This is a genomic window from Paenibacillus sp. FSL R5-0623 (assembly GCF_037974265.1).
Lineage (GTDB): Bacteria > Bacillota > Bacilli > Paenibacillales > Paenibacillaceae > Paenibacillus.
In genome coordinates this window covers 1942866-1968322 of sequence record NZ_CP150233.1, presented here as the reverse complement: position 1 = coordinate 1968322, position 25457 = coordinate 1942866, and the positions used below count along the sequence as shown (strand labels likewise).

Sequence of the window (25457 nt, the reverse complement as noted above, 5' to 3'; positions counted from 1 at the left end):
TGTGAAGAGTAACCTTTGTTCTGTCATGCGCCAGCCCTTTACAAGATCGTTGTGCAGGATTGGATAGTCGTTATTGAACAAGATTGTAAGCACTTTCATTATACGATTGCCAGCGAACTTTGTTTACCCGTTAAACTATAGGACTTATTTTAAAAACTTCACCATAATATAAAACGACAAAAAGCACAGCTTGTTAGCTGTGCTCCATGTCACCGTCATTACAAAATTACACTTTTAAAGGAGCTGTCGTCTGACGGACAACCAGATTGGAAGGTTCCGTCACCACGGGAGGAGAATAAGATGGATTCTCGATCATGGCAATCAGATATTCGATGGACTTAATGCCGATGGAATAGATATTCTGATTCACCGTGGTCAACCCCGGTTTGAATACCTCAGCGTAATACGTGTTATCGAACCCGACAACCGAGATATCTTCTGGTACACTCAGTCCATGCTTTTCAATTTCATGAATCGCACCAAAAGCAGACATGTCTGATGCACAGACAATTCCCGTTGGTTGATCCTGAAGTGCCAGCAATCGTCGGGCGGCCTTGCTTCCTCCGTCGAATGAATAATCGCAGATCTCCAGATATACCGTAGAATACGGGATGCCGCATTCTCGCAGCCCTTCCCGATATCCTTCCAATCGCAGATTGGCTACGGCAGGTCCAAGTGTCCCTGAGATATAGGCAATTTTGCGGTGCCCAAGCTCATGCAGATGTTTGACACCCATCGAGATCCCGTTCGCGTTATCCGTAGTAATGTAACCAGCACGCTTGCCCAACATGTCCGTATCGATAAACATTGTTGGAATCTCTGCATCCACCAGTTCCTGAATACTCGTGTTTTCTCTGCCTTCCCCGAATACCACTACGCCATCCACATTACGACTGCGGCAATGTTTGATGAACGAGTACGCCGGATCATCGAATCGAGTAGACAACCGGACCAGGTCATATCCACTGTTCTCCAGCGCTGTCTTGATCCCTTCCAGCAACTCCGACACAAAAGGGTTCGTAAACGGAACCGTTAACAGTACGCCCACCGTCCATGAACGGCGTTTGACAAGCCCACGTGCGACCACATTGGGTTGATATTTCAATAATTCGATGGCTATATTGACTTTTTTGCGTGTTTTTTCACTTACATCAGGATAATCGTTTATCACTTTGGAAACGGTTGCAACAGATACTCCCGCTTCCTTGGCTACATCATGGATAGAAGCCATCTGATCACCTCAACCTCTTTCAAATCCCCTGTCTCCGGCTGCATTTTCTATAACATCGGCAGGTTTGTCTACCCATTATAGCTTAAAACAGCCTGAAACGGTATGGAAGGTTCCTAATGCTTTTAAGCTCTATTCCTGCTGTTCCAGATTCTTCAAATCCAGAGACAGTTTCTCCATTGTTGTTGCAAATACAGCGAGTTCAGCCGAGCGTGAAGCTTGGCTACGTGCTCCGCGAGACGTATGATCCGACTCCTGCTGCACACTGCTCAGTTTCTTCATGATCTGCTCCAGATTAGACTGAATTTTACCCTGGGCGTCCCGAGAACTGGCTGCAAGCTTGCGCACCTCACTGGCGACTACTTCGAAGCCACGTCCAAACTCTCCTGCATGAGCAGCTTCAATCGCGGCATTCAGACCGACAAGATGACTCTGATCCGATATCTCGCGAATGAGTTCACCCATTTTTCCAATCTGATGAATCTCCCCTGTCAATTCGGTGAGCAGAACCTGAGCCTGATCCTGAGAAGCTGCTGTTTCCTTGGCTACACTCGATATAGCCATTGCACTTTCATTTAATTCACTAATCATGCCCGTAAGCTCTTGGGTAATCTGCGTAATCGCCTGCAATGTATGTTGTTGGTCATCGGCAAGCTGATGTAACTTTTCTTTTTCTTTCTTCTCATAGGCTTCAAGGACAAGCTGTGAATCCAGATTAAACATTTTGCTGAGCGCTTGAATGACAAGGTGCCAGGAATCAGGAATAACCTGTTGGAATATGCTCGTTGCAATATCCAGGTAGACCATATAGGTACCCAGATAATAATCTTCAGACAGACCAATCCGTGAATGCACAAGTCCAATCGCAATCCGTTGCTCAATATATGCGTCGTCCACGATTCCGTCCGTCATCGATAACCAGTACATCTTCTGTGTTTCTTTTAGACGATCAATGGTAGAGAATCTTGCGATCAGATCTACCAATTCAGGATAATTTCCCACATGATTGTAGAAATGATCCACCACTTCATTAACGACTTTTTTAAAAACAGGCCGATGATTGGCAAGTAGTTTTAGATCCCCTGTGGTTAATCCCATGTAATCAAGTTGCTTCTGTCTTGTTGCGGAAATACTGCTCATATCTGGTTCAGTCAGCTCCTTAATAAACACTAAATTACTTTGAATTGTAAATATATGTATTGATTATAGACTAAAATACCTAAATATACATATACCATTAGAACTAATTCTCTTTAAAATTAACCTTATTTGTCAGCTTTTTAGATTAATATGACCTTCATGTAATCAAAAAGGCCCTGACCCTGCTGTGAAGGAGCCTCACAGCAGGCATCAGGAGCCTGATCCGGAATGGTTCGTTGCCGATTAGCGATTAAGCAGACTGCCCACATAACGTAACAGTTCATTCGCGCTGGCTGCGGTGTATCCATGTTCCTCAATTAAGCGTTTAATGACTTCGTTCATACGTTTCAATTGTGTTGCATCCGGTGTTTTGGTTGAGGTTGTGATCTTGACGATGTCTTTCAGATCGGTGAACAACTTCTTCTCAATCGCTTCACGCAAACGGTCATGGCTGCTGTATTCGAACTTGCGCTCCTTGCGGGAGTATGCCGAGATTCGGATCAGAATCTCTTCTCTGAACGCTTTCTTTGCATTCTCGGAGATCCCGATCTGTTCCTCAATGGATCGCATCAGACGCTCATCCGGGTCCATCTCTTCATCCGTGAGCGGGTCACGCATCTTGGACCAGTTGCAGAATGCTTCAATGTTATCGAGGTAATTCTCGAATAACGTTCTTGCGGATTCCTCGAATGAGTACACAAATGCTTTCTGTACTTCCTTCTTGGCCAGTTCATCATACTCCTTGCGTGCAAGAGCAATGAAGTTCAGATAACGCTCCCGCTCTTCCTTCGTGATCGAGGCATGTTGGTCCAGACCATCCTTGATCGCCCGCAGAATATCCAGCGCGTTAATGCACTGAAGATTTTGCTTAATCAAAGCACTGGAGATCCGGTTAATGACATACCGTGGATCAATGCCGGACATCCCTTCATCCAGATACTCATTTTGCATCTCGCGCAGATCAGCTTCTTTGTATCCTTCCACTTCTTCACCATCATACATGCGCATTTTTTTAACGAGATCCATGCCTTGTTTCTTCGTTTCCTTCAAGCGGGTAAGTATCGAAAAAATGGCTGCAGTCCGCAGGGCATGCGGTGCAATATGAACATGCTTCATGTCACTTTGCTGAATGAGCTTGGCATAGATTTTCTCTTCCTCGGACACTTTCAGATTGTACGGAATCGGCATGACAATCATCCGGGATTGCAGTGCCTCGTTCTTCTTGTTGGAGATAAAAGACTTATACTCCGATTCATTCGTATGCGCCACAATCATTTCATCCGCACTGATTAAGGCAAAGCGTCCTGCTTTGAAATTTCCTTCCTGCGTAAGTGACAGGAGATTCCACAGGAATTTCTCATCACATTTTAACATCTCCTGGAACTCCATTAACCCACGGTTTGCCTTGTTCAACTCCCCATCAAAACGATAGGCACGTGGATCGGATTCGGAACCAAACTCCGTAATGGTGGAGAAGTCGATACTCCCCGTCAGATCGGCAATATCCTGCGATTTCGGGTCGGATGGACTGAACGTTCCTATTCCCACGCGATTATCTTCGGAAACAATGACCCGTTCCACCGGTACCTTGCTGATATCACCACCATATTCGGTACGGAGCCTCATTTGGCAAGATGGGCAAAGGTTACCCTCAATACGGACTCCAATTTCCTTTTCCACTTCAGGACGAAGCTCCAGTGGAATCAGATGCAGCGGTTCCTCATGCATCGGGCATCCATCAATGGCGTATATGGCACCTTTCTCTGTCCGCGAGAACTGTTCAAGCCCCCGCTTCAGCAGCGTCACCAGCGTCGATTTCCCTCCACTTACGGGACCCATCAGGAGCAAGATCCGCTTCCGTACATCCAGACGACGTGCTGCCGAGTGGAAGTATTCTTCAACCAGCTTTTCAATCGAACGGTCAAGCCCAAAGATCTCCTGTTCAAAAAACTTGTACCGCTTATGCCCACCTACTTCTTCCACCCCAAACGATTCAATCATCTCATACACTCTGGCGTGAGCCGTCATTGCCGGAGTCGGGTCCTCTCTCAGCAGTGCAATATAATCTTCAAATGTTCCGTTCCATGTCAAACGGTCACTCTCTGCCCGATGTTCCGCAACGCGTTCAAAAATATTCATGCTTGGTACCTCCCATGGCTCCTTTAGTGTGATTGTCAACCATTCCGAATGGTATGAAGAAATCAATAGAATTGCGGCTCCTGCTTGAATACCAATCTTGCGGTTCTGTGTAGTTCCGCCACCCTCTGTCCAAACGTCTTGTTTTGTTGTGAAAAGTGTATTACATACCTATGCGGCAATTCAGATAAGTTGACCTCTTTTTTTCAATCCACCGCTTCGAATTTTGGCTTTTCCCTGTTCTATCAGACATCTTGTGCCTTCAGAAAAAAAAGAACGAATATGATATAATGAGGGTTCTAAATTCAGGAAACCGGACAACACATGGTCAGAGACAGGCCACTTCTGGAAAGGAGCACGGACGATGGCAGTGAAATACGAAACCGAATTATATTCGCCTGTGAAGGCTTTCTTCGAGCAGCGTGGCTTCGACGTCAAGGCGGAAGTCAGACATTGTGACCTCGTAGGGGTCAGATCGGACCAGGACGAACCACTCATCGTGGAGATGAAAAAAACATTTAACCTCTCCCTGTTATTGCAGGGCATGCAGCGCTTGAAGCTTAGCCCGTTCGTGTATCTGGCCGTCGAACGCAATCGTAGTAAACGCGGAGCCGTGAACCAACGCTGGAGCGAACTGACTGCACTATGCAGACAACTTGGTCTGGGGCTACTGACTGTCACATTTTACAAAACCAAAGCCCCCTTGATTGATGTACTGTGCGATCCTTCCACCCAGACGCCCCTTACTAGCGCCAATCAAGTTGCCCGCAAAAGCGGTGTTCGGCGGAAACGATTGCTCAAGGAATTCGACGAACGCAGCGGAGACTACAATACGGGAGGCAGCACACGAAGACAGCTGGTCACAGCATATCGTGAGAAGGCTTTACGTGTTGCATCCGCTCTACGGACGAACGGAGAAGCCTCTCCGGCCAACCTTGCCAGACAGACAGGCGTAGGTTCTGCAGCAGCGATTCTGCAAAAAAATTATTATGGCTGGTTTGAACGCCTCTCCCGTGGAAAATATATTTTGACGATTAAGGGAGTACAGGCGTTAACCGAGCATGCACACATGCTTGAGGATAATGATATGATTGAACGGACCATTAATGAACTGGATGTAACGTATTCTGTATCTGGTGAAAATAAGGACGACCTTGCATACATCGCTGAAACAGCGGAGCAGTATTTGAAAAATACAGGCAAGACCTGATTCTGAATCATCTGAAAGTAACGGATACGAAAAAATGAGAATGCAAAAAAAACACCTGTAATCTCCACTGGAGACTACAGGTGTTTTGATGTGTTCTATATAAATGATTGCTATTAGAATTTTACGGCTACTTCGGAAGCCAATTTCAGACCTGAAGTAACGATTTCTTCAGCACGATCTGCAGAAGCGTTATGTCCTTCAACGATAACCACTTCTGGGTTTTGAATGCCCCACAAGCCGAGAACTGTTTTCAGGAAGTTCAGGGACATCTCAGCAGCTGCCATTGGGCCTTCGGAATATACGCCACCACGTGCGTTAAGCAAAGCTACTTTTTTGTCGCCAGCAAGTCCTACAGGACCTTCAGCAGTGTATTTGAATGTTTTACCAGCTTGGCTCAGGTAAGCAATGTAGTTTACCAATGGAGCTGGAACAGTGAAGTTCCACAGTGGGAATGCAAATACAACTTTGTCAGCTGCGAGGAATTGATCTTGCAATTGTGCTGCAAGTGAAGCTGCTTTTTGCTCGTCAGCTGTCAGTTCAAAACCGTTAGCTGCTTTGTAAGTACCTGTGATAGCAGTGTTACCATAGAATGGGAATTCTGTATTGTAGAGATCCAACTCAGTAACTGTGTCACCTGGGTGAGACTCTTTGTATGCGCTCAAGAATGCATCGTACAATTTAACGCTGACTGCTTGATCTGCAGGACGGTCATTTGCTTTAACAAATAAAATATTAGACATGTTGAATTTTCCCCCGTTAGATAAAATATATGAGTGCATTTTCTGAACCGGCCACCATTGTAGCTTATATAAAGAAACCAACAACTCATTAATTCATATTATATATAAAAATGTTAGTGGATGCAATAACGTAATCACTTTGGTCATGAACCCATTTTAATTTTTGCTACAAAATCTATTTTGATCCGACTTAGCTACGAGCCGTAAATTCGGAAATGGCTTCACTGATCAGGTTCATGCCAAGCAGCAATTCATCCCGGCCCGGATGGCTAAAGTTCAACCGGATGTAACGTTGATCCTGTACACCTGTGGAGCATAGTGATCCAGGAAGAAAAGATACACCTTTGGGCAAAGCCGCCTTAAGCAGAGCGCCACTATCCAATCCTTCAGGCAACTGTACCCACAGATACATTCCGCCCTCAGGGATATTGTACTGACACCCTTTCCAGCCAGGTCTTTTCAACAGTTCAAGCATCAGTTTGAGTCTTGTCTTATACTCCCGATTCAACATGGATAGGTGATCACTCCAACGAAAAGGGGAATGAGCAAGCAATTGATACAACAGCCGCTGATTCATCGGACTGGACTGACCATCTGCAATTCGTTTAACCGAGGCCATTGCCTGAATCAGCGCAGGATGTCCAGCGGCCCATCCGGTTCGAAGAGCGGGCGCTACCGTTTTGCTGAACGAACCAATGTAGAGAACATGTCCACCCTGATCGGCAGTATCCAGTGCAAAGAGTGAGGGATATTTACGATAGAATTCCGTTGGCTCAAGGCCATCGAAATGGAGCTCTCCGTAAGAATCATCTTCCACAAGCAGTACACCATAGCGCGAACACAGTTCAAGGACAGCCTCCCGCCGCTCCATACTCCACAAAGCACCGGTCGGATTCGAGAAACTGGGTGCAGCAAAAAGCAGCTTCGGTCTAACCTGCTGCATGTGATGCTCCAAAAGGTCTGGCAGTATGCCGTCCCGGTCACCCATTACGGGCACAATCTTGGCTCCTTGCATCTCCAGAACCTCAAGACAGCCTGGAGATGTGGGATGTTCAACCAGTACAGAATCTCCTGGCTCAAGCAATAGACGCATCACCAGATCGATGGCCTGCTGGGTACCAGTGGTCAACAGAATCTGCTCGGGTACCGTTCGTATGCCTTTGCGTGCATTCCAGTCTTTGTTCAACCACTCTCTTAGGGGTGTGTAACCTGCTGGCTCTCCATATTGCAATGCGGAGGGGCCTGAACTAAAGACAGATACCGCTGCTTCTTCCAACAATTTGAAAGGAAACAACTCCTCCGCAGGCAATTCTTCTGCCAGAGAAATGAAATAATCCCTGCCAGACATCTCACGTATATCCCTCAGTGGTGATGACAAAAGCCTGTTGGTACGGGAAGCAAAGAAATATTTCATCGATCCGTTCCCCTTTCATCCCTATTCCGAAACTGTACTCGCAGTCCGCAGCCCTACAACCTATTCCTGCTCGCCATCGAATATGACCGGATGCATACAGAACTGTTGTGATCATGGGAAGAACAAACCTGTTTCGTCAGGATCCCGTCTTCACTTGTCTTGCATGCAAGGCATAACGTTCAATGGCCTGTGCTCTACTGCTTACTTCCAGCTTCACGTATATTTTACGCAGGTAATTATCAATGGAACGTCTGCTAACGTTGATCTCATTCGCTATTTTATCATAGGTTACACCCTGAACAATTCTTTCCATGATAAAAGTTTCGGTTTCTGTTAATTCAATGACACGTGCTTCTGTCGGAGACTCCACAGGTTGCGCCCACTCCGCACTGTTTAACCACGACAATGGAATGGACACATGGCCCTCACGCAACCCAGAGATCAGATGAATCAGCTGGCTAGGGGAAGCCTGTTTGGATAACATACCGCTTGCACCAAGGCTCATCAGATGACGAAACAGCTTCACATTGTCTTCATCCGTCAAAATAATGATGTGACTGTGCGCTGACAGATTCTTCATCTGGGCAATATATTGATCTGCCTGACCCTCCGGAAGACGATAATCCATCAGAATCAGATCAGGCTGGTGAATATTCACCAGATCGAGCCCTTCTGTTCCGGTCGAAGTCATGCCACGTACCGTCAGATCTTGCTGCTCTTCCAAAATCAATTTTGTACCGAGCATGCTGGTGGGGTGGATATCTATGATGACCACCTGCCATACTTTTTTCATTGTTGTTCCCCCTGTTATGTATTGGACAAATAACTTTTAAATTCTGTCATGATGATTTCATCGTCTATGCGACAATCCGAGTATAGAAGAAGCATAGGTCGGATTATGTCGAAAAACAGAAAAATACAGGAGGAAGCCGATAAAAAAGCTCTATTTTCACTGTATTTTGTTATAAAAACACCATGACGTCCATCTTTCCATCCCCGGAAAGGTCAAAATATAGTATAAATTTCCTGCATCTCTATCTAAAAAAGTCGAAAAACCTGCCCAAAGTTCCTACTTATTGCATCTATAAGAAATTGTATCCTAGGACTTCCTTCCGATGCAATCTCTTTTTACTCTATTAAGTAAAGAATTTCATTTTTGCGTAATCAATAGGGGCATGATAGAATGAGGACTGGAAATTTTTTTGTACCTATTAATGACCAGGAGTGATGATATGAAATTATCTGCCCCATCCTCTGACATCCATCACACCCGGAGCGCCAAAGGCAAGGCTGGATCTTCAATCAGGCTGTTTCTGGTAATGTGGATTGTTCTCATTGCACTAGGAGTCGTTGGAACCTACTATTATAGTAACCATCTCCAGCAACAGATGATTAACCAGCTTCAAGCCCATAATCAGCAGCAGATTGCAGCACTCAAAACCGACTATGAAAATCAGCTAACAACGATATCAAAGGAAGTAGAAGACCTGCAGGGACAGGTTCAATCCTTCAATGAATTGCTGAATTTCACCAAGGATAATGCAAGTGACAAAACGGATAACAGCAACAAACTGTATACCCAGCTGAGCGAAGTCAAAAAACAACTGGAGACACTCCAGAAAAAGATGGACCTGCTCAAATGATTACACCCGTCAAACAGGTTAATCGTTTTTTTATGCTTGCACTCGCTCCTTTTGTTGGATTGATATTATGCCTGCTGCTGTTTCGTCCTCCACTTGAACCCGGAGGTTTGATGCCTACCGAACTGTCAGAGGATACGATTACACCCCGGACCCAAGCAATTAGCCAAGAGCTTGCGGGGGCAAAAGATGCTGCTGTCCAGACTTCTTCTTCTATTAAAAGAACGACACAGCTCTATAATAAAACAACAAGTACGATGTCTACACTTGTGCAGAAGGCTTCCACCCAGGCGGATCGTCCGGAAATGATCTACAACAAACGGATTTCATCCAAGCTTGGCGTTCCATTTGAACGGGTAGACAGTGACCGGCTAACGATTGAAATGTACAGAGTGAATCCTGGCAGCTATAAGGGCTATGCCATGAAGATCAAGCTAAAAGACCCTACAGCCATGCAGATGGCTCTAGACAGTGAACCTGGGCGTTCTGAGACGACCATGCAGGCTGTGAAGCGTAACGGTGCAATTGCCGGGATTAACGCAGGTGGATTTGCTGACAGTGGCGGCAAACGTTATCCACTTAGCACAACCGTCATGGACGGGAAATACGTGAACGGTTTTCAGGCCAGTTTCAAAGATCTGTTTTTTGTAGGACTTAACGATGCCGGCAAACTGGTTGGAGGCAAGTTCTTCGACAAAAACTCACTGGATCGCCTGCAACCACAATTTGGGGCTACGTTTGTACCCGTGCTGCTACAGAATGGACGTAAAACCGCAATTCCCGACAAGTGGAAGGTATCACCCAAACGAGCACCACGTACAGTCATTGGCAATTATAAGGATGATCAGTTATTAATCATTGTGGTCGACGGATATAATGAGGGCGGAAGTTCCGGTGCTACCCTTGAAGAGTTGCAAGGGCGGTTGTACAAGCTTGGGGTGATCAACGCCTATAATCTGGATGGCGGTGGATCATCCTCGCTTATTCTGAATAATCGGGTTGTGAATAACCCTTCAGATGGCAACCTCAGACCGGTGCCCACACACTTTTTATTTTACAAATAATAGGGTGAAGCATTTCTTTTCTACCTATAATGGTTATAATAGAAGAAAATGAGCTTGTGCAGGAGGTGCGAAGGGTATGTCATTTTCACTGACATTCTGGATTATTGCAATCGTATTGACTCTCTTCATTACAGGCATTCTCACTTCATCCTACAACAATGACAAAACAAAAGGCTTGTAAAGGCCAAGCCTCTCTCCGGAGAGGCTTTTTCTATTGCTTCATCCTCGAAATAGCAAGAGACAAGGCTTAAAAGAATGATTCGATTCTTCTAAGCCTTGTCTCTTGCTGTATTCGGGATCAATAGCTAACCGCCCGGTCATTCCGCATAGATATAACCGAATCAGACGGAATAGGCCCACTCACCGATCCACCCTCAACTAATGTCACATAAATTCGCTCATGATCAACGGGTTCTCCAGCAATAATTTTGATCAATTGTTCAGCAGCAAGCGATCCCCACTTGCGCTTGGAATAATCAATGCTTGCCAATCTCGGCTGGACGTACTTGCTCAATTCAATATTGTCGAATCCGATGACATCAATCTCCTGACCAACGCCAAGTGCACTGTCTGCCAGACGATCACACAAGCCAATAGCCATCTCATCATTGAGGCAGAATACCGCTGCGGGTCCATCATACACCTGCACAATCTGATCTGCGGCTTGTTCTCCACCACTCTTCTCAAAATCTCCCGTGATCTCAATCCATTCCACATCGGCTTCACGTTCCGCAACCTGTCTCACAGCCTTTAACCGCTGCACAGAGTCAAACGAACCTTCCGGTCCTGTCACCACGTAGATTTTCTTATGTCCCTGTTCAATCAGATGTTCCATCGCAAGTGTCGCCCCGGCCTTATTATCCAGCAGAACCTGATTAATGTTGGGATGATCCATCTCACGGTCCAATACAACGATTTTGTGCCCACGATCGGCATACTGCATTAGTTCCTCACTTGCAAACGTATGATCCAGAATGATTGCACCATCAATCATCCTCTCTGGAAGCATGCGATGGGATTGTTTACCACTGCACACGATCAGGTCATAACCTTGAGCATTACATACGGCTTTCATGCCACTCAGCAAGTCTCCATACACATCTCCTCTAAAATCGGTCAAGAATACACCTAGAATTTTGGATTCCCTCTTCTTCAGTGTTCTTGCTGCGGCATTTGGAACATAGTTCAGTTCTTTGGCAATGGCCAAAATTTTGGAACTCGTCTCATCGGTCACTTTGTTGCTGCCATTCAGCGCATATGACACAGTAGAGATGGAAACTCCCGCCTGTTTGGCGATATCCTTGATACTGACCACATTCTTCGCTCCCCTGTTATGTTCATCAGGCCTTCCATAACAAAAGGCCTGACACATTACTCTTTCCATTCACCGGATTAAACAAGTCTGAATGATTTCTTCTGAGTATCCCGGCTGTTTGCACCCACAAGAATATGGAACTCGCCTCGATCACTGCGGTAGCTTAAGTCGGAATGGTGATAACGAAGCTGTTCTTCATTTAACGTAAACGTGGCTGTACCACTCTCGCCTGGCGCCAGTGCAAGCTTCACATATCCTTTCAGCTCACGCATAGGACGAACGACTTCACCCGTTACATCACGAACGTACAACTGAACGGTCTCCACGCCTGCGCGCTCACCCGTGTTTGTTACACGTACTTGAATGCTCAGGGACTCTTCGGCAGTCATCTCGTTACTCGACACTTCAAGATCACCATAAGAGAAAGAAGTGTAGGAGAGACCATAACCGAACGGAAGCAAAGGTTCATTCGGGCTGTCAATGTACTTGGAGACATAACGTTCTTCTGTCTTCTCCGGGTTCAGTGGACGACCTGTATTGAAATGGTTGTAATAGACCGGAATCTGACCTACGGACTGCGGGAAGGACATCGTCAGACGTGCAGATGGATTCACCACACCTGTCAGAACATCTGCAATCGCGGCTCCGCCTTCACTACCCGGGAACCAGGCTTCAAGAACAGCATCCGATTCATCGATTACACCATGCAGATCCAATGGACGGCCGTTGAAGATAACGCTCGCAATAGGTTTTCCCGCTGCTTTGAGCTGTTTAATCAATTCCAATTGGGCTGCTGGCAGACGAATATCCGTGCGTGAGCCACCTTCTCCACTCATCTCGGAGTCTTCACCAAGAGCAAGGACAATCAGATCTGCTTTGCTTGCCACTTCAAGGGCTTCGGCAATCTGCTCAGCTGTAATCGTATGAACATTACTGCCTTGAGCAAATTGAACTTTCCCACCCGTCAGGCGTTCTTGCAGAGCTGTTCCCAACTTAACTGCATCTTCCTTAACTCCTTCACAGGACCACCAGCCCAGAATATCAGGACTCTGTGCAAATGGGCCAATAAGGGCTACATTAGCGTCAGGTTGAAGTGGAAGCACATTGCCATCATTTTTCAACAAGACAGCCGATTTGGTTGCCAGTTCATACGATACCTGACGATGCTCTTTGGAGAATACAATCTCACGTTCACGTTCAGGATCGGCTGCACGCAGCGGATTGTCGAACAATCCCAGCTTTTCTTTCAGTTGCAGAATTCGCAGAACGGCTTCATCAATGAGCTTCTCATCCACTTCACCACTCTCAATCAGTTCAGGCAAATGATGCACATAACAAGGTGTCATCATCTCCATATCTACTCCTGCGCGAATGGCACGATATGCCGCTTCACGATCATCTTCTGCAGCACCATGCGCAATCATCTCGCGAATGGAAGCCCAATCCGAGATTAATACACCATCAAAGCCCCATTCATCACGCAAAATGCCGCGCATTAACTTCTCATTGCCACTTGCCGGAATACCGTCAACCGTATTGAACGAAGTCATAACCATTTCCACGCCCGCATCCAATGCTGCTTTGTACGCTGGCAAATAGTACTCACGCAGGTTACGCTCAGACATGTCCACCGTATTGTAATCCCGACCACCCTCAGCCGCTCCATACGCCGCAAAGTGTTTAACACAGGCTGCAAGACGATCTGGCTCATCCTTCAAGCTATCGCCCTGATATCCACGTACAAACGCAGCCGCAAACAAACTGTTCAGATAAGGATCTTCTCCTGTTGTTTCCATCACACGGCCCCAGCGCGGGTCACGAACCAGATCCACCATCGGTGCAAAGGTAACATGCAAACCGGATACAGCTGATTCACGTGCTGCAATTTCAGCACTTTTCTCAGCCAGTTCTGTGTCCCATGAACAACCGATCGCGAGTGGAATCGGGAAAATGGTTTTGAATCCATGAACGACGTCAGCCATAAACAAAAGCGGAATCCCCAGACGGCTTTTTTTCATATAAGCTTGCTGTACATCAATGATGGCCTGCGCACCGGACAACCCCAGAATGGACCCACTGGCATCCACGGACTGCTCCGTAATTCCCATCTCTTCCATCGGCCCTGTGATCTGGCCTTCGACATTTGTTCCTTCATAGAAGTTGGCAGTCAACTGAAGAAGCTGAGCTGTTTTTTCCTCCAACGTCATCTGTTTTACCAGGTCTAACAATTGCTCGTTATTCATCTGATCGTATCCTCCACTACAAGTTGTTGAAATAAAGAACCCGGCTGCGTTCGGGGAGAGACCGCGCACCGGGTTCAAAATTAATGACTGAATGATTACTAGAATTTATCGTTTAGCTCATCCAGATAAGGTTGAACCAGGGACATTTTACTGTTTACCCATTCTTTCCAGTTTGCCTCTAGATCTCCGTTTTTGAGGATCAAGTTGGCATATTCATTCTGGTAGTCGAATGAAGCCTGACTCTTAGCTTTGGAATCGTACAGGTTGACATCCCAATCGTATGGTGCAAGCGATTTGCCTTCTGTACCAAGTTTTGCTTTTTCTTCGAACAATTTCACGGCTCTATCACGGTAATCTTTTTTGATTGCAGGGTTTACAACACTGAAGTCGTCACCGAGCAGATACAGACCTTCGAAACGTGCTGGATATTTATCTTCCAATACCGTTCCTTCTGGCAACAAGCTAACGAGTTCGTTGTTTTCATCATATTTCCAATCTTTTCCTTCAAAGCCCATGTTGATGAGCAACTGTCCTTCTTTTGTTGCGGAGTAATCGATCAGATCCATGATCCGTTCGAATTTCTCGTCACTAATGTCTGGATTGAAGATCAATGCAGACCAGAAGTTGGCTTGCTCCATGTTACGGTATTTCCCGTCATCGCCCACTACGATTGCTGTGTGTACCAGTTCATCACTATCTACACCCAGATTTTTTTTCATATCGGAATCCAGACCTTGTCTGTACGAAGCCAGTCCGCCCAGACTTGTTACAGCAGCTGTACCGGTTACTTTGAAGTTGTTTTGACCTTCATTGTTTTTCCATGTGTAGAACTCAGGATTGAGCAGTCCATCTTTATAGGCTTTTTGCATCAATTTAAGTCCTGTCAGCGTTTCAGGATCTGCTGGTCCCCAGTGGAATTGGCCATCTTCACCTTTGTAGAACGGAGAGTCAGTCATGGCATGCACACTGTTTGGCATAATCATGTTTGTCATGGCATCTGCCGCATTGTAGGACAGAGGTACAAGTTTGTTACCCACTTTGCCTGGATCTTTTTCTTTCACTAGCGCAGCATATTCATTCAATTCGGTTGTTGTATAAGCATCTTTCAGTTCAAAACCAACTGCTTCAGCCCAGTCTTTACGAAGCGCAATGACACCAATTTGGTTCGTGAGTGGGTCAGCTGGTTTGTTCTCGAAATAGATTGGTCTAGGCAGGACATATGTTCCACCTGTCAATTCTTCCAACTTGTCTCCAAGACCCGTCAAATTGTAAGCTGCTGCCACGTTAGGCCAGCGTTCTTTCCAGTCATCCGGGAATTTGTAGAACAAACCTTGTTCAATGCTGTTAATGGCATCGCCATGTACGTAGTTCCATACCGCTACATCCGGCAAGTCGCCAGAGTTGATCCACAGACGAAGTTTCTCGCCCCATGAATCCCAATCGATATAGTTGTAGTCCCAAGTTACATTAAATTTGTCTGTCCAGAACTTGTGGAAGTCATTATCCAGGTTCCCGTTTTTGATTTCTGTCAGGTTAGCTACAGAGATGGTCAGGTTGTCTTTGTAATTTCCCTCTGCATCTTTTTCGTTACCACCTGAAGCTCCTTGGCTGGAACAAGCGGTCACCATCAGCATAACTACACTAAGCGTGATGGCAAAGAGAGCTCTTACTGACAACTTTTTGTTCGTTTTCATGTTTTACCCCCATGTTTTTTAGTAGAATTTTATTGAAAAATCCTATACGTATATCAGGTCTTGATTGCCCCTGTTAATACCCCTTTGGCAAAGTGTTTTTGCAGCATTGGGAAGAAACACATAATTGGTACCATGGTGACAAATACAGCCGCCATCTTCATGCCCATTGAGAAGTTGCTTGCCTGGGCAGCATCCACACTGGATGCATTGGATGCATTCGTCGTAGATGTCACGATAATATTTCGGAGTACATTCTGGAGCGGTAACTGATCCGCTTTTCGAAGGAATATCATCGCATCATACCAACTGTTCCAGTAAGCCACACCGTAGAATAACGTGATTGTAGCCATAATTGGTGTAGCCAGCGGAAGAACAACAGAGAACAAAATTCTCCACTCTCCGGCTCCATCCAGTCTCGCCGATTCCATGAGTGATTCAGGCAAGGTGTAGAAATAGTTCATCATCAGAATCATGTTAAACGCACTGAAGCTTCCCGCCAGGATAACGGACCACAGCGTACCTGTAAGATGAAGTGATTTCATGATCAGGTACAGCGGCACGATACCACCATTAAAGATCATGGTGAACAATACCAGGAAAAAGAGAAATTTCTTAAACGGAAATTTGTTGCGACTAAGGCCATATGCCATGCTTGTTGTCAGGAACAAGCTGAGTGGCAAGCCGATGACTAGCAATATAATTGTATTTTTGTACCCCGTCAGAATCGTTCCGTCAGCGAACAATGCCTTGTAGGAATCCAATGTCCATTCTTTAGGGAACATCAAAAATGGATTGTCAGCATATTCTTTTTGTGTTGCAAACGAGATCATGATGACATTCCAGAACGGAATCAGGATCATCAGGGCAAGCACTAGTAATACGGCAAAAATAATGTAATCGAGAAGTGTCATTTTTTCTGTACCAATTCTCGGTTTTTTGTTAGCTTTCTTGCTCATCTCATTTTTCCTCCTTTCTTATCGGAACAAACCGTCTCCGCCAAGCCACTTGGCAAATCTGTCAGCAAGAAGCAGCAAGGCCATATTCACCAGGGAACGGAACAAGCTGACCGCTGTCGAGAATGAGAAATCGGTAGATGACTGGAACGTAATCCGATAGATATATACATCGAGTACTTCCGATACATTTTTGGTAGCGGCATTTGCCAAGTTGAAGATCTGGTCAAATCCGGAAGACATCAATCCACCAACCGAGAGAATAAACATGATTGTGATGGTTGGAAGGATGTTCGGTAAAGTAATTTTGAACATCTGTTGCATACGGGATGCCCCGTCAATCTGTGCTGATTCATACTGATCCTGATCAATACCGGAAATGGCAGCCAAGAATATAATCGCGCCCCATCCACTTGATTTCCAAATATCAGTCAACAGCAACATGGGTACAAAGTTGGATTCAGACCCCAGGAAGTTAATCGTTGGCAATCCGAGTAGTCCGAGCGCACTGTTTACCAGTCCGTCATATGCCAGCACATTGATGACTACCCCGGATACGATGATCCAGGACAGGAAGTGCGGGAACGTAAGAACGGTTTGGAACAATTTTTTTCCTCTACGCATCCGCAATTCATTCAGCAACAGCGCCAGAATGATCGGGAACGGGAACTGAATAATCAGTTTCAGAATATTGATGTACAGCGTACGCCATACTGCGTCGATAAAGGTTGGATCACGGAAAACATATTTGAAGTTCTCGAATCCGCTCCATGGACTTCCCCAGATGCCCAGGTTGGCCTTGTAATCTTTGAATGCCAGAGACAGGCCACCCATCGGCATGTAGGCAAACAGAATTAGCCAGACAAGCCCCGGAATAAGCAGGGTGTATGTCATTCGGTGCTTCCAGATTTCAGTCCAGAGCGAATTGCCCTTCACGTTTCCCTTCAGCTTTTTGCTAGGTCCTTCGGCTGCAGGTTTCACATTGCATCTCCTCACTCTACTATGGTCTTGTCGTTGTACAGAAAATCAAACATCGTTCTCAGGTGGTGCTCCCAAAATCTCCATTCATGAGCCCCCGGCGTCTCCACATACCGAAAATCAAAGGCAGTCCCCTGCATGTATCTCGCATAGTCGCGATTCATCTCTACGAAGGGGTCACTATCGCCACAGCAACTGAGGATATCCGGTAAAGGAACACCCTGTTCCAGCAGCTTGGCCGACAGTGCGTAAATATCCTGATCGGCTTTTACCTGTAAACGTTCTCCAAAAACCGCTTTCATTTCCTTGATCATGGTCGCTGGCATATGGGGATCATGAAGTCGTGTCTGGATATCCGTTACGCCGGATAGGGACACTACTTTGCGATAGCGCTCTGGATAAGTTAGTCCACATTTCAGTGCACCATATCCACCCATGGATAAACCGGCGACGTATGTTTTCTCCGGATCAGGATTCAGATTGAGCAGACGCTTGCATATTTCAGGTAATTCCTGAGTGATGTAGTGGAAGTAATTCAGGCCGTATTCCATATCGGTGTAATAGCTTCGATTCGCTTCCGGCATAATGATCGTACAGCCATATTGCGCTGCATACATCTCAATTGTGGTTAATCGCTGCCAGGTACTCGCATTATCGCCTGCCCCGTGCAACAGATATAGTGTACCGCCTGAAGTCTCTCCGGAGTCACTGGACACAACATGTATGCTGGTATTCATGCATAAGGTTGGCGATCCAGTTTCGATCGTTATATGTGCCATAATGTAACCCCTCTCATCATCGCCTGCTGTCTTTACTCATTCGTTTCTCTGGCGTTGGATTGCAGGCTGTTGTAGATTCCCTTGTATTACGATGGGTTATCGAAACGATTTTCTCGAATCGTTTCAAAACATAGCCAACGTTGATCCACATGGACTTCATTACAACACTTTTAATGTGGAAGCGATTTCTTCGAATCGTTTCGAATAAATCATAAGCCCGATGAGTAAATTCTGTCAATAACCTTTTTACAAATTTCGCGTTTTTTTCTCGAAAAAATGCTTTTTCAAGTATAAATTTGCGTCCAAAGACACTATTATTACGAAAAAATGAAAATTTAGTCAGTACTATTACAACTTTAATTGACACCAAACCAGGTTTATACTAACATGGGTTCTGATTTTGCATTCGAATTACGGAAACGTTTCACCAACCGATTTTACTCAGGTTTCACCTGATATTAGGGAGGTTAATATGTCTGATCAACTCAAAGGTTTCATTCATACGATTACGGAGCAACAATTGAATGTTTTTTCCATTCGCATATTACAAAAAGGGCATCTGCTTGCCCATTGGGACCGGGATAAGGACCAGCGCAGGGTACAACATTCCATCAGTAAATCCTTCACGTGTATGGCCGTTGGTCTTGCGCTTGAAGAAGGTTTGTTACATCTGGATGCGACACTTGGTGATTATTTCTCTTATGATCATGTACCCGTTGCACAGCACAAACTCCCATCACCGCAAGAATTAAAATTGCGTGATCTTCTCCGAATGTCTTCGGGCCATGACTCTCCCCCTCTTTGGGCTGATGAACGAGCTTCATTGACTGAAAAGGACTGGGCGAAATATTACATGTCGCTGCCTCTGGACCGGATACCTGGAGAACAATTTACATATAGCAGCGGGGATACATTTATGATCTCAGCCATGCTACAGGCTGCTACCGGCCAAACCGTGAAAGATTACCTGACTCCACGGTTATTTGATCCGCTTGGCATCCATGAAGTAGAGTGGGAAACCTCTCCACTCGGGGTAACACTTGGCTGTGCAGGTCTTTGGATAAGCAATGAGGAACTGAGTCGATTTGGACAGTTACTGCTGCAGGAGGGCCTTTGGGAAGGCACACAGCTTGTACCTGCGGATTGGATCAGACAGGCTACGTCCCAGCAGATCGAAACGACTGGAGACGGAGATTGGGGAAAAGGTTACGGGTACCAGTTCTGGATGTGTTCTCATGGCGCTTACCGTGCCGATGGAGCCTATGGTCAATTGTGTATTGTAATTCCCTCTAAGGAAGCTATCATATGTATTAACAGTGAGGAAGAAAATATGCAAGGCATCCTGAATGCCGTTTGGAATGAGGTTTTACCCCTTTACACCCAGCGTTAGTCTACGTATTTTATCTTATTTCAATTTGCAATTATGTCACCCGATTGAGAATAAAACAAAAAAAACGCCACGGGGTCAATGGACCCCATGACGTTATTTCTTATCCGTGCTGTGGAAGCTGAGTCATTTCATCTAAACATTGTGCGCATATGTAACGCTCTTTGAACTCGTTGACTTCCTCGATGGATCCGCAGAAAATACATTTTGGACGATATCTCTCCAAGATAATATGGTCCCCTTGTACTAAGATTTCTACAGGATCTCCCTCATTCATTTGATACCTTTTACGCAAAGATTTAGGCAATACGATCCTACCTAATTGGTCAACTTTGCGAACTACTCCAGCTGGCTTCATAGCTACGGCACACCTCTCCTATCTTACTCTAAATTTCTAGGTACATTTGTACTATGTTTATAGATTCGCCAAGATTTTGTCGAATCCTGCTGGAAATAAACATTTTTTGTCCTTTTTTTTGAAAAATGTTTTTTTTCCGAATTCTAGCCGTCATTTATAACCTGAATTTATCCTTCTAACCCCGGGAAATTGAGCTGGCGCAACGCTTCATATACAATAATTGCTGCCGAATTGGATAGATTTAATGATCTAACGTCACCAGTCATTGGCATTTTCATACATGTATCGGGATTCGCAGCAATTAATTCAGGTGGCAGGCCTTTAGTCTCTTTACCAAAAACGAGGAAATCTCCATCCTGGAAATTAAAATCACTGTATCGGTTTTTCGCCTTCGTAGTTGCGTAGAAGAAACGACCTTCCGGAAATTTTTCCTGAACCTCAGCGAATGAGTCGTGGTATTCAATATGAACAGCATGCCAGTAGTCCAGCCCTGCACGCTTCAATGTAGCATCATCTGTTCGAAATCCAAGTGGACGTACGAGATGCAGATGGGTACCGGTTGCCGCACAAGTACGCGAAATATTGCCTGTGTTCGCCGGGATTTCTGGTTCAACCAGAACGATGTGTAAAGCCATATATGTTCAATCTCCTTTCATTTCATGTTGACGACAACCCTCTAATCTTAAAGAAAAGCCCTCCACACGTCAATGTGGAAGGCTCTGGTAATGCACAGGATAAGACACGAAGGTCCATCACACCGTGCCTCTACTAATTATCCATTTGTCTTCTGGAAGTGGCTCATGAAGTCTGTCAGTGCCTTAACACTCTCATAAGGAGCAGCATTATAAATGGAGGCACGGAGACCACCCACACTGCGATGTCCTTTCAGACCTACAAATCCTTCTTCCTCCGATGCCTTGATGAACTTTTTCTCCAGTTCCTCAGAAGCAAGACGGAAGGTTACATTCATGAGGGAACGATCTTCTGGTTCCACACAACCACGGTAGAAATCGCCGGAAGCATCAATTGTGTTATAGAGCAATTCCGCTTTTTTCGTATTTTTTTGCTCAATACCAGCCAATCCGCCCTGTTCTTCAATCCATTTCAATACTTCATTCACCATATATACCGAGAAGGATGGCGGCGTATTGTACAGGGAATTGTTATCTACATGTGTGCTGTAACGAAGCATGGTTGGAATCGTTTTAGGCGATTCGCTCACCAGTTCCTCACGGGCAATTACAACCGTAATTCCGGATGGACCCAGGTTCTTCTGCGCACCCGCGTAGATCATGCCGAACTGATTAAGGTCAAATGGTTTACAGAAAATATCACTAGACATATCCGCAATCAGAGGTACTGAACCGGTATCCGGGAACGACTTGAATTGCGTACCTTCGATCGTTTCGTTGGAAGTCAGATGTACATAAGCCGTACGTTCTGGCAAACTCAGATTCGAAACATCCGGTAATTTCATAAACTTCTCTGCTTCTGAAGATGCAGCAACATGTGTCTCGCCAATCAACTTCGCCTCAGACAGAGCCTTTTTGGCCCAGCTGCCAGTCATCACGTAACTTGCAGTCTGCCCTGCACCGAGCAGGTTCATTGGTAACATCGCGAACTGAGTGCTTGCACCGCCCTGCAGAAAGAGAACCTTGTATCCTTTTGGATTGCCTAGAAGCGACAACAACCGCTCCTGAGCTTCATTATGTACAGACTCATACACCGCTCCACGGTGAGACATCTCCATAATCGACATGCCTGTATTACGAAAATCTACAAATTCCGCCTGTGCACGCTCCAGTACCTCAAGTGGTAACGCCGCAGGTCCTGCATTAAAGTTATACGCTCTTTTTGTCACAAAATCCCCCGCCCTTTCCATCCGTAACTCTGACATACAAACAGCATTTTCCACAATTCGATTAGAATCGCTCACGGGTATAAGATATAGACGAATTGAATCATTTCGATCTATATCTTACCTATTGGAAGTCGCTCTATGGATTTGTGCAAAATGCACTCAAAGTAAATATTATCGCTATGATATCAGTATTCTCTATCTGCTTCAAGGGCAATATGCACTGAAGTGTTGAATTCAGGTCATCAAATTCCTTTATCACCCTGCAAAGTTAAAGCACTACATTGTTTAATTCAAGGAAAAGCCTCCGAGAGCGTGTCCCGGAGGCTTTAAGTTGGAACAAGAACTGTTCCGACCCCGACCGATTAGCAGTCGAAGTAGAGGCTGTACTCGTGCGGATGAATGCGGATCGCTACTGCTTTCGCTTCATCACGTTTGAGGTTGATGTAGTTTTCAATGAATTCTTTTGTGAATACGCCGCCTTCAGTCAAGAACTCGTTATCAGCTGCCAATGCATCAAGTGCTTCTTCGAGGGAAGCTGGCACACTGCGGATGTTTTCTTTATCTGCATCAGACAGGTCATAGATGTTTTTATCGAGCGGACCATATCCAAGCTCAGTTGGATTGATTTTGCGTTTGATTCCATCCAGACCAGCCATCAACATTGCGGAGAATGCCAAGTATGGGTTAGCTGTGGAGTCTGGTGTACGGAACTCGATACGACAACCTTTTGGTGTCACAGCTGCAACCGGAATACGAACTGCTGCGGAACGGTTACCCTTGGAATAAACCAGGTTTACTGGTGCTTCGTAACCAGGTACAAGACGTTTGAATGAGTTTGTACTAGGGTTAGTCAAAGCGATCAGTGCCGGAGCATGGTACAGGATACCTCCGATGTAGTGCAGAGCCATTTCACTCAGGTTAGCATATCCCGCTTTGTCATAGAACAATGGGGAATCGCCATCAAAGATGGATTGGTGAACGTGCATTCCGCTACCATTATCACCGAACAATGGTTTAGGCATGAATGTTGCTACTTTACCATATTGACGTGCAGTGTTGTGCACGATGTATTTGTATGCAAGCAGGTTATCTGCTGTTTTCTTCAGTGTATCAAAACGGAAGTTGATTTCAGCTTGTCCCGCTGTCGCCACTTCATGGTGATGACGCTCGATCGAAAGGCCCGCTTCTTCCAAAAGGCGACACATTTCGCTACGAATATCTTGTTGTGTATCCACTGGCGCTACTGGAACATATCCACCTTTAGTGCGAACTTTGAAGCCCAGGTTTCCGCCTTCTTCTTTGCGGTTGGTGTTCCATGAAGCTTCCTCGGAATCTACATAGTAGGAAGAGCTGTTCGTGCCGCTCTCATAACGTACATCGTCGAAGATGAAGAACTCGGATTCAGGTGCGAAGAATGCCGCTGTACCTACACCGCTCTCTTGCAAATAAGCTTCTGCTTTAACAGCGATGCTACGTGGGTCACGCTCATAACGCTCGCCATCCGGAGTGAAGATATCACACATAACATTCAATGTAGGGTGTGCAGTGAACGGATCGACATAAGTCGCTTCAGGGTCTGGCATCATAACCATATCTGACTCTTCAATTCCGCGGAAACCTTGGATAGAAGAACCGTCAAAAGCTACTCCATTTACGAACGTGTCTGCATCAACAGCCGAAGCTGGCAACGAGATGTGATGTGCACGACCAGCTAAATCTACAAAACGAAAATCTACCCACTCGATGTTGTTCTCTTGAATTGATTTCAATACGTTTTCAACCGACATGTATTCGTCCTCCCAAATATTCCGAACATTAAACAACCCCACTAAGAAAATGTCTAAATTCGAATTTTTTTCTGTCGTCATTATAAATTTTAAAACATGACATCGTCAATACTTATGTAAGGTATTTTTTGAAGGTATGTTAGATATACTCACATTTTATAAATAACCTAAATTCATATAACAACTAAATTCATATACATTTAACTGGTTTAATGCGGTAAAGCGACCCCTTTTTTATCCTAAATCATGGGAAAAACTTCACATCATAAATGTTTCTTATCACCATTGATTAATAAATACGTTCAAAACTGCAAAATATGCAAAAAACCGAGCATCTATCTGATTCCGTCGCAATGAACGAGACCAGATGAGATGCCCGGATGATGATCCAGACCTTGATTATGAAATTCTTATTACACGCCTACACGTGCCGGGAAAAATTCAGCTGGTTGTTTGGCTGTGCTGAATGATTTACCCACGATTGGTGCCAATTTCTCCAGATCCTGCAACAGGTTAGCGAATTGATCAGGGAACAAGGATTGCACACCATCTCCTGTCATGGAGTTATCCGGATCGGTATGCATTTCAATGATCAAGCCATTGGCACCCGCAGCAACGGAAGCTTTTGTCATCGGTTCCACCAGTTCACGTCGTCCAGTACCATGGCTCGGGTCAGATATAACCGGCAAATGGCTCAGAGACTGTAGAACAGGGATCGCTGACAGATCCAGCGTATTCCGTGTGTAGGATTCAAACGTACGAATACCACGCTCACACAGCATGACATTTGGGTTACCACCCGCAAGAATGTATTCAGCCGCATTTAACAACTCATCGTATGTCGCACTGAAGCCACGTTTCAACAATACCGGTTTGCCACACTCACCCAATTTGCGGAGCAGGTCAAAGTTCTGCATGTTACGTGTACCTACTTGCAGAATATCTGCGTACTCGGCGCAAATATCCACATACTCAGGTGTCATGACTTCTGTAATGGTCAGCAGATCATGTTTCTTGCCTGCTTCAGCCATCATGATCAATCCTTCTACACCCGTTCCCTGGAAGCTGTAAGGACCCGTACGAGGCTTAAATGCACCACCACGTAACACTTGCCCACCAGCAGCTTTCACAAGCCCTGCAATCTCATCAATCTGTGCAGCGGATTCAACCGCACATGGTCCGCCCATGACAACAAGTTCTTTTCCGCCGATATCTACACCTTTGATGGAGATCACCGTATCTTCCGGATGGAAGTCGCGGCTTGCCAATTTGTAGGACTTCGAGATTTTCACGACATTCTCTACACCTTTCATTTGGCGAAGATGCTCTTGCATTTTAGGTTCAACTTTACCAATCAAACCAATGATAGTACGATCCTCTCCGCGAGAGATATGCACCTGAAGCCCTTCTTTTTCAATAACTGCAACGATATCCTGAATCTGTTCCTCCGGTGTAGCCTTGCCTGCAATAACGATCATATTAATTCCCATCCTTCCTTGTATGAGAGCACAATCATTTCTTAACGTGCGT

General features: G+C 45.4%; 21 protein-coding genes. 4 read left to right on the top strand and 17 right to left on the bottom strand.

The window, feature by feature from the left end:
• Positions 1 to 226: 226 nt before the first annotated feature.
• From MKY92_RS09110 to MKY92_RS09100, 3 genes are all read right to left on the bottom strand, one after another.
• Positions 227 to 1231 carry a LacI family DNA-binding transcriptional regulator gene (locus MKY92_RS09110; RefSeq protein ID WP_221823030.1) on the bottom strand — a complete coding sequence of 335 codons (1005 nt, stop codon included), beginning with the start codon at positions 1229 to 1231 and terminating at the stop codon, positions 227 to 229.
• Between the two features lie 129 nt (positions 1232 to 1360).
• Positions 1361 to 2368, bottom strand: coding sequence for a globin-coupled sensor protein (locus MKY92_RS09105; RefSeq protein ID WP_339300317.1), 1008 nt, complete (start codon positions 2366 to 2368; stop codon positions 1361 to 1363).
• 243 nt (positions 2369 to 2611) lie between these two features.
• Positions 2612 to 4507, bottom strand: coding sequence for a PrkA family serine protein kinase (locus MKY92_RS09100; protein ID WP_036669848.1), 1896 nt, complete (start codon positions 4505 to 4507; stop codon positions 2612 to 2614).
• 361 nt (positions 4508 to 4868) lie between these two features.
• Between MKY92_RS09100 and MKY92_RS09095 the strand changes: the two genes are divergently transcribed.
• Entirely contained in the window at positions 4869 to 5714 is an 846-nt protein-coding gene (locus MKY92_RS09095; RefSeq protein WP_339300316.1) for a DUF2161 family putative PD-(D/E)XK-type phosphodiesterase, read from the top strand.
• Positions 5715 to 5827: 113 nt separating this feature from the next.
• Here MKY92_RS09095 and MKY92_RS09090 read toward each other — a convergent pair whose 3' ends face one another.
• The 3 genes from MKY92_RS09090 to MKY92_RS09080 form a co-directional block, all read right to left on the bottom strand.
• On the bottom strand, positions 5828 to 6454 hold the full coding sequence (locus tag MKY92_RS09090; protein WP_339300315.1) for an FMN-dependent NADH-azoreductase: 627 nt from the start codon (positions 6452 to 6454) through the stop codon (positions 5828 to 5830).
• 190 nt (positions 6455 to 6644) lie between these two features.
• Positions 6645 to 7868 (bottom strand): PLP-dependent aminotransferase family protein, encoded by a 1224-nt coding sequence (locus tag MKY92_RS09085; protein WP_036610015.1) that lies wholly within the window; start codon positions 7866 to 7868, stop codon positions 6645 to 6647.
• 136 nt (positions 7869 to 8004) lie between these two features.
• A complete protein-coding gene (locus tag MKY92_RS09080) occupies positions 8005 to 8661 on the bottom strand; it encodes a response regulator transcription factor (RefSeq protein ID WP_017689577.1) in 657 nt (218 codons plus the stop codon).
• A 439-nt stretch (positions 8662 to 9100) separates the two neighbouring features.
• Between MKY92_RS09080 and MKY92_RS09075 the strand changes: the two genes are divergently transcribed.
• Together MKY92_RS09075 and MKY92_RS09070 are read left to right on the top strand one after the other, a co-directional pair.
• Positions 9101 to 9511 (top strand): hypothetical protein, encoded by a 411-nt coding sequence (locus tag MKY92_RS09075; RefSeq protein WP_339300314.1) that lies wholly within the window; start codon positions 9101 to 9103, stop codon positions 9509 to 9511.
• Complete coding sequence (locus MKY92_RS09070) at positions 9508 to 10572, top strand: phosphodiester glycosidase family protein (RefSeq protein ID WP_339300312.1); 1065 nt, start codon at positions 9508 to 9510, stop codon at positions 10570 to 10572. The genes MKY92_RS09075 and MKY92_RS09070 overlap by 4 nt, the downstream gene beginning before the upstream one ends.
• A 298-nt stretch (positions 10573 to 10870) precedes the next feature.
• Here MKY92_RS09070 and MKY92_RS09065 read toward each other — a convergent pair whose 3' ends face one another.
• The 6 genes from MKY92_RS09065 to MKY92_RS09040 form a co-directional block, all read right to left on the bottom strand.
• On the bottom strand, positions 10871 to 11887 hold the full coding sequence (locus tag MKY92_RS09065; protein WP_253507053.1) for a LacI family DNA-binding transcriptional regulator: 1017 nt from the start codon (positions 11885 to 11887) through the stop codon (positions 10871 to 10873).
• A 77-nt stretch (positions 11888 to 11964) separates the two neighbouring features.
• On the bottom strand, positions 11965 to 14130 hold the full coding sequence (gene bglX, locus MKY92_RS09060; RefSeq protein ID WP_339300311.1) for a beta-glucosidase BglX: 2166 nt from the start codon (positions 14128 to 14130) through the stop codon (positions 11965 to 11967).
• Positions 14131 to 14228: 98 nt separating this feature from the next.
• Complete coding sequence (locus MKY92_RS09055; RefSeq protein WP_307538221.1) at positions 14229 to 15824, bottom strand: ABC transporter substrate-binding protein; 1596 nt, start codon at positions 15822 to 15824, stop codon at positions 14229 to 14231.
• 53 nt (positions 15825 to 15877) lie between these two features.
• Positions 15878 to 16780 carry a carbohydrate ABC transporter permease gene (locus MKY92_RS09050; protein ID WP_036610027.1) on the bottom strand — a complete coding sequence of 301 codons (903 nt, stop codon included), beginning with the start codon at positions 16778 to 16780 and terminating at the stop codon, positions 15878 to 15880.
• An 18-nt stretch (positions 16781 to 16798) separates the two neighbouring features.
• Positions 16799 to 17758, bottom strand: coding sequence for an ABC transporter permease subunit (locus MKY92_RS09045; protein WP_017689585.1), 960 nt, complete (start codon positions 17756 to 17758; stop codon positions 16799 to 16801).
• An 11-nt stretch (positions 17759 to 17769) separates the two neighbouring features.
• Positions 17770 to 18534 (bottom strand): alpha/beta hydrolase family protein, encoded by a 765-nt coding sequence (locus tag MKY92_RS09040; RefSeq protein WP_036669834.1) that lies wholly within the window; start codon positions 18532 to 18534, stop codon positions 17770 to 17772.
• A gap of 472 nt (positions 18535 to 19006) precedes the next feature.
• Between MKY92_RS09040 and MKY92_RS09035 the strand changes: the two genes are divergently transcribed.
• Positions 19007 to 19924, top strand: coding sequence for a serine hydrolase (locus tag MKY92_RS09035; RefSeq protein WP_339300310.1), 918 nt, complete (start codon positions 19007 to 19009; stop codon positions 19922 to 19924).
• A gap of 100 nt (positions 19925 to 20024) precedes the next feature.
• On the opposite strand, the gene MKY92_RS09030 is transcribed toward MKY92_RS09035, so the two are convergent.
• The 5 genes from MKY92_RS09030 to aroF form a co-directional block, all read right to left on the bottom strand.
• On the bottom strand, positions 20025 to 20279 hold the full coding sequence (locus MKY92_RS09030; protein WP_036610032.1) for an AbrB/MazE/SpoVT family DNA-binding domain-containing protein: 255 nt from the start codon (positions 20277 to 20279) through the stop codon (positions 20025 to 20027).
• A gap of 167 nt (positions 20280 to 20446) precedes the next feature.
• A complete protein-coding gene (gene trmL, locus MKY92_RS09025; RefSeq protein WP_076209167.1) occupies positions 20447 to 20914 on the bottom strand; it encodes a tRNA (uridine(34)/cytosine(34)/5-carboxymethylaminomethyluridine(34)-2'-O)-methyltransferase TrmL in 468 nt (155 codons plus the stop codon).
• Between the two features lie 137 nt (positions 20915 to 21051).
• Entirely contained in the window at positions 21052 to 22140 is a 1089-nt protein-coding gene (serC, locus tag MKY92_RS09020) for a 3-phosphoserine/phosphohydroxythreonine transaminase (RefSeq protein WP_253432862.1), read from the bottom strand.
• A 362-nt stretch (positions 22141 to 22502) separates the two neighbouring features.
• Positions 22503 to 23927 (bottom strand): type I glutamate--ammonia ligase, encoded by a 1425-nt coding sequence (glnA, locus tag MKY92_RS09015; protein WP_074094318.1) that lies wholly within the window; start codon positions 23925 to 23927, stop codon positions 22503 to 22505.
• Between the two features lie 413 nt (positions 23928 to 24340).
• On the bottom strand, positions 24341 to 25405 hold the full coding sequence (gene aroF / locus MKY92_RS09010) for a 3-deoxy-7-phosphoheptulonate synthase (protein ID WP_036610039.1): 1065 nt from the start codon (positions 25403 to 25405) through the stop codon (positions 24341 to 24343).
• Positions 25406 to 25457 lie beyond the last annotated feature (52 nt).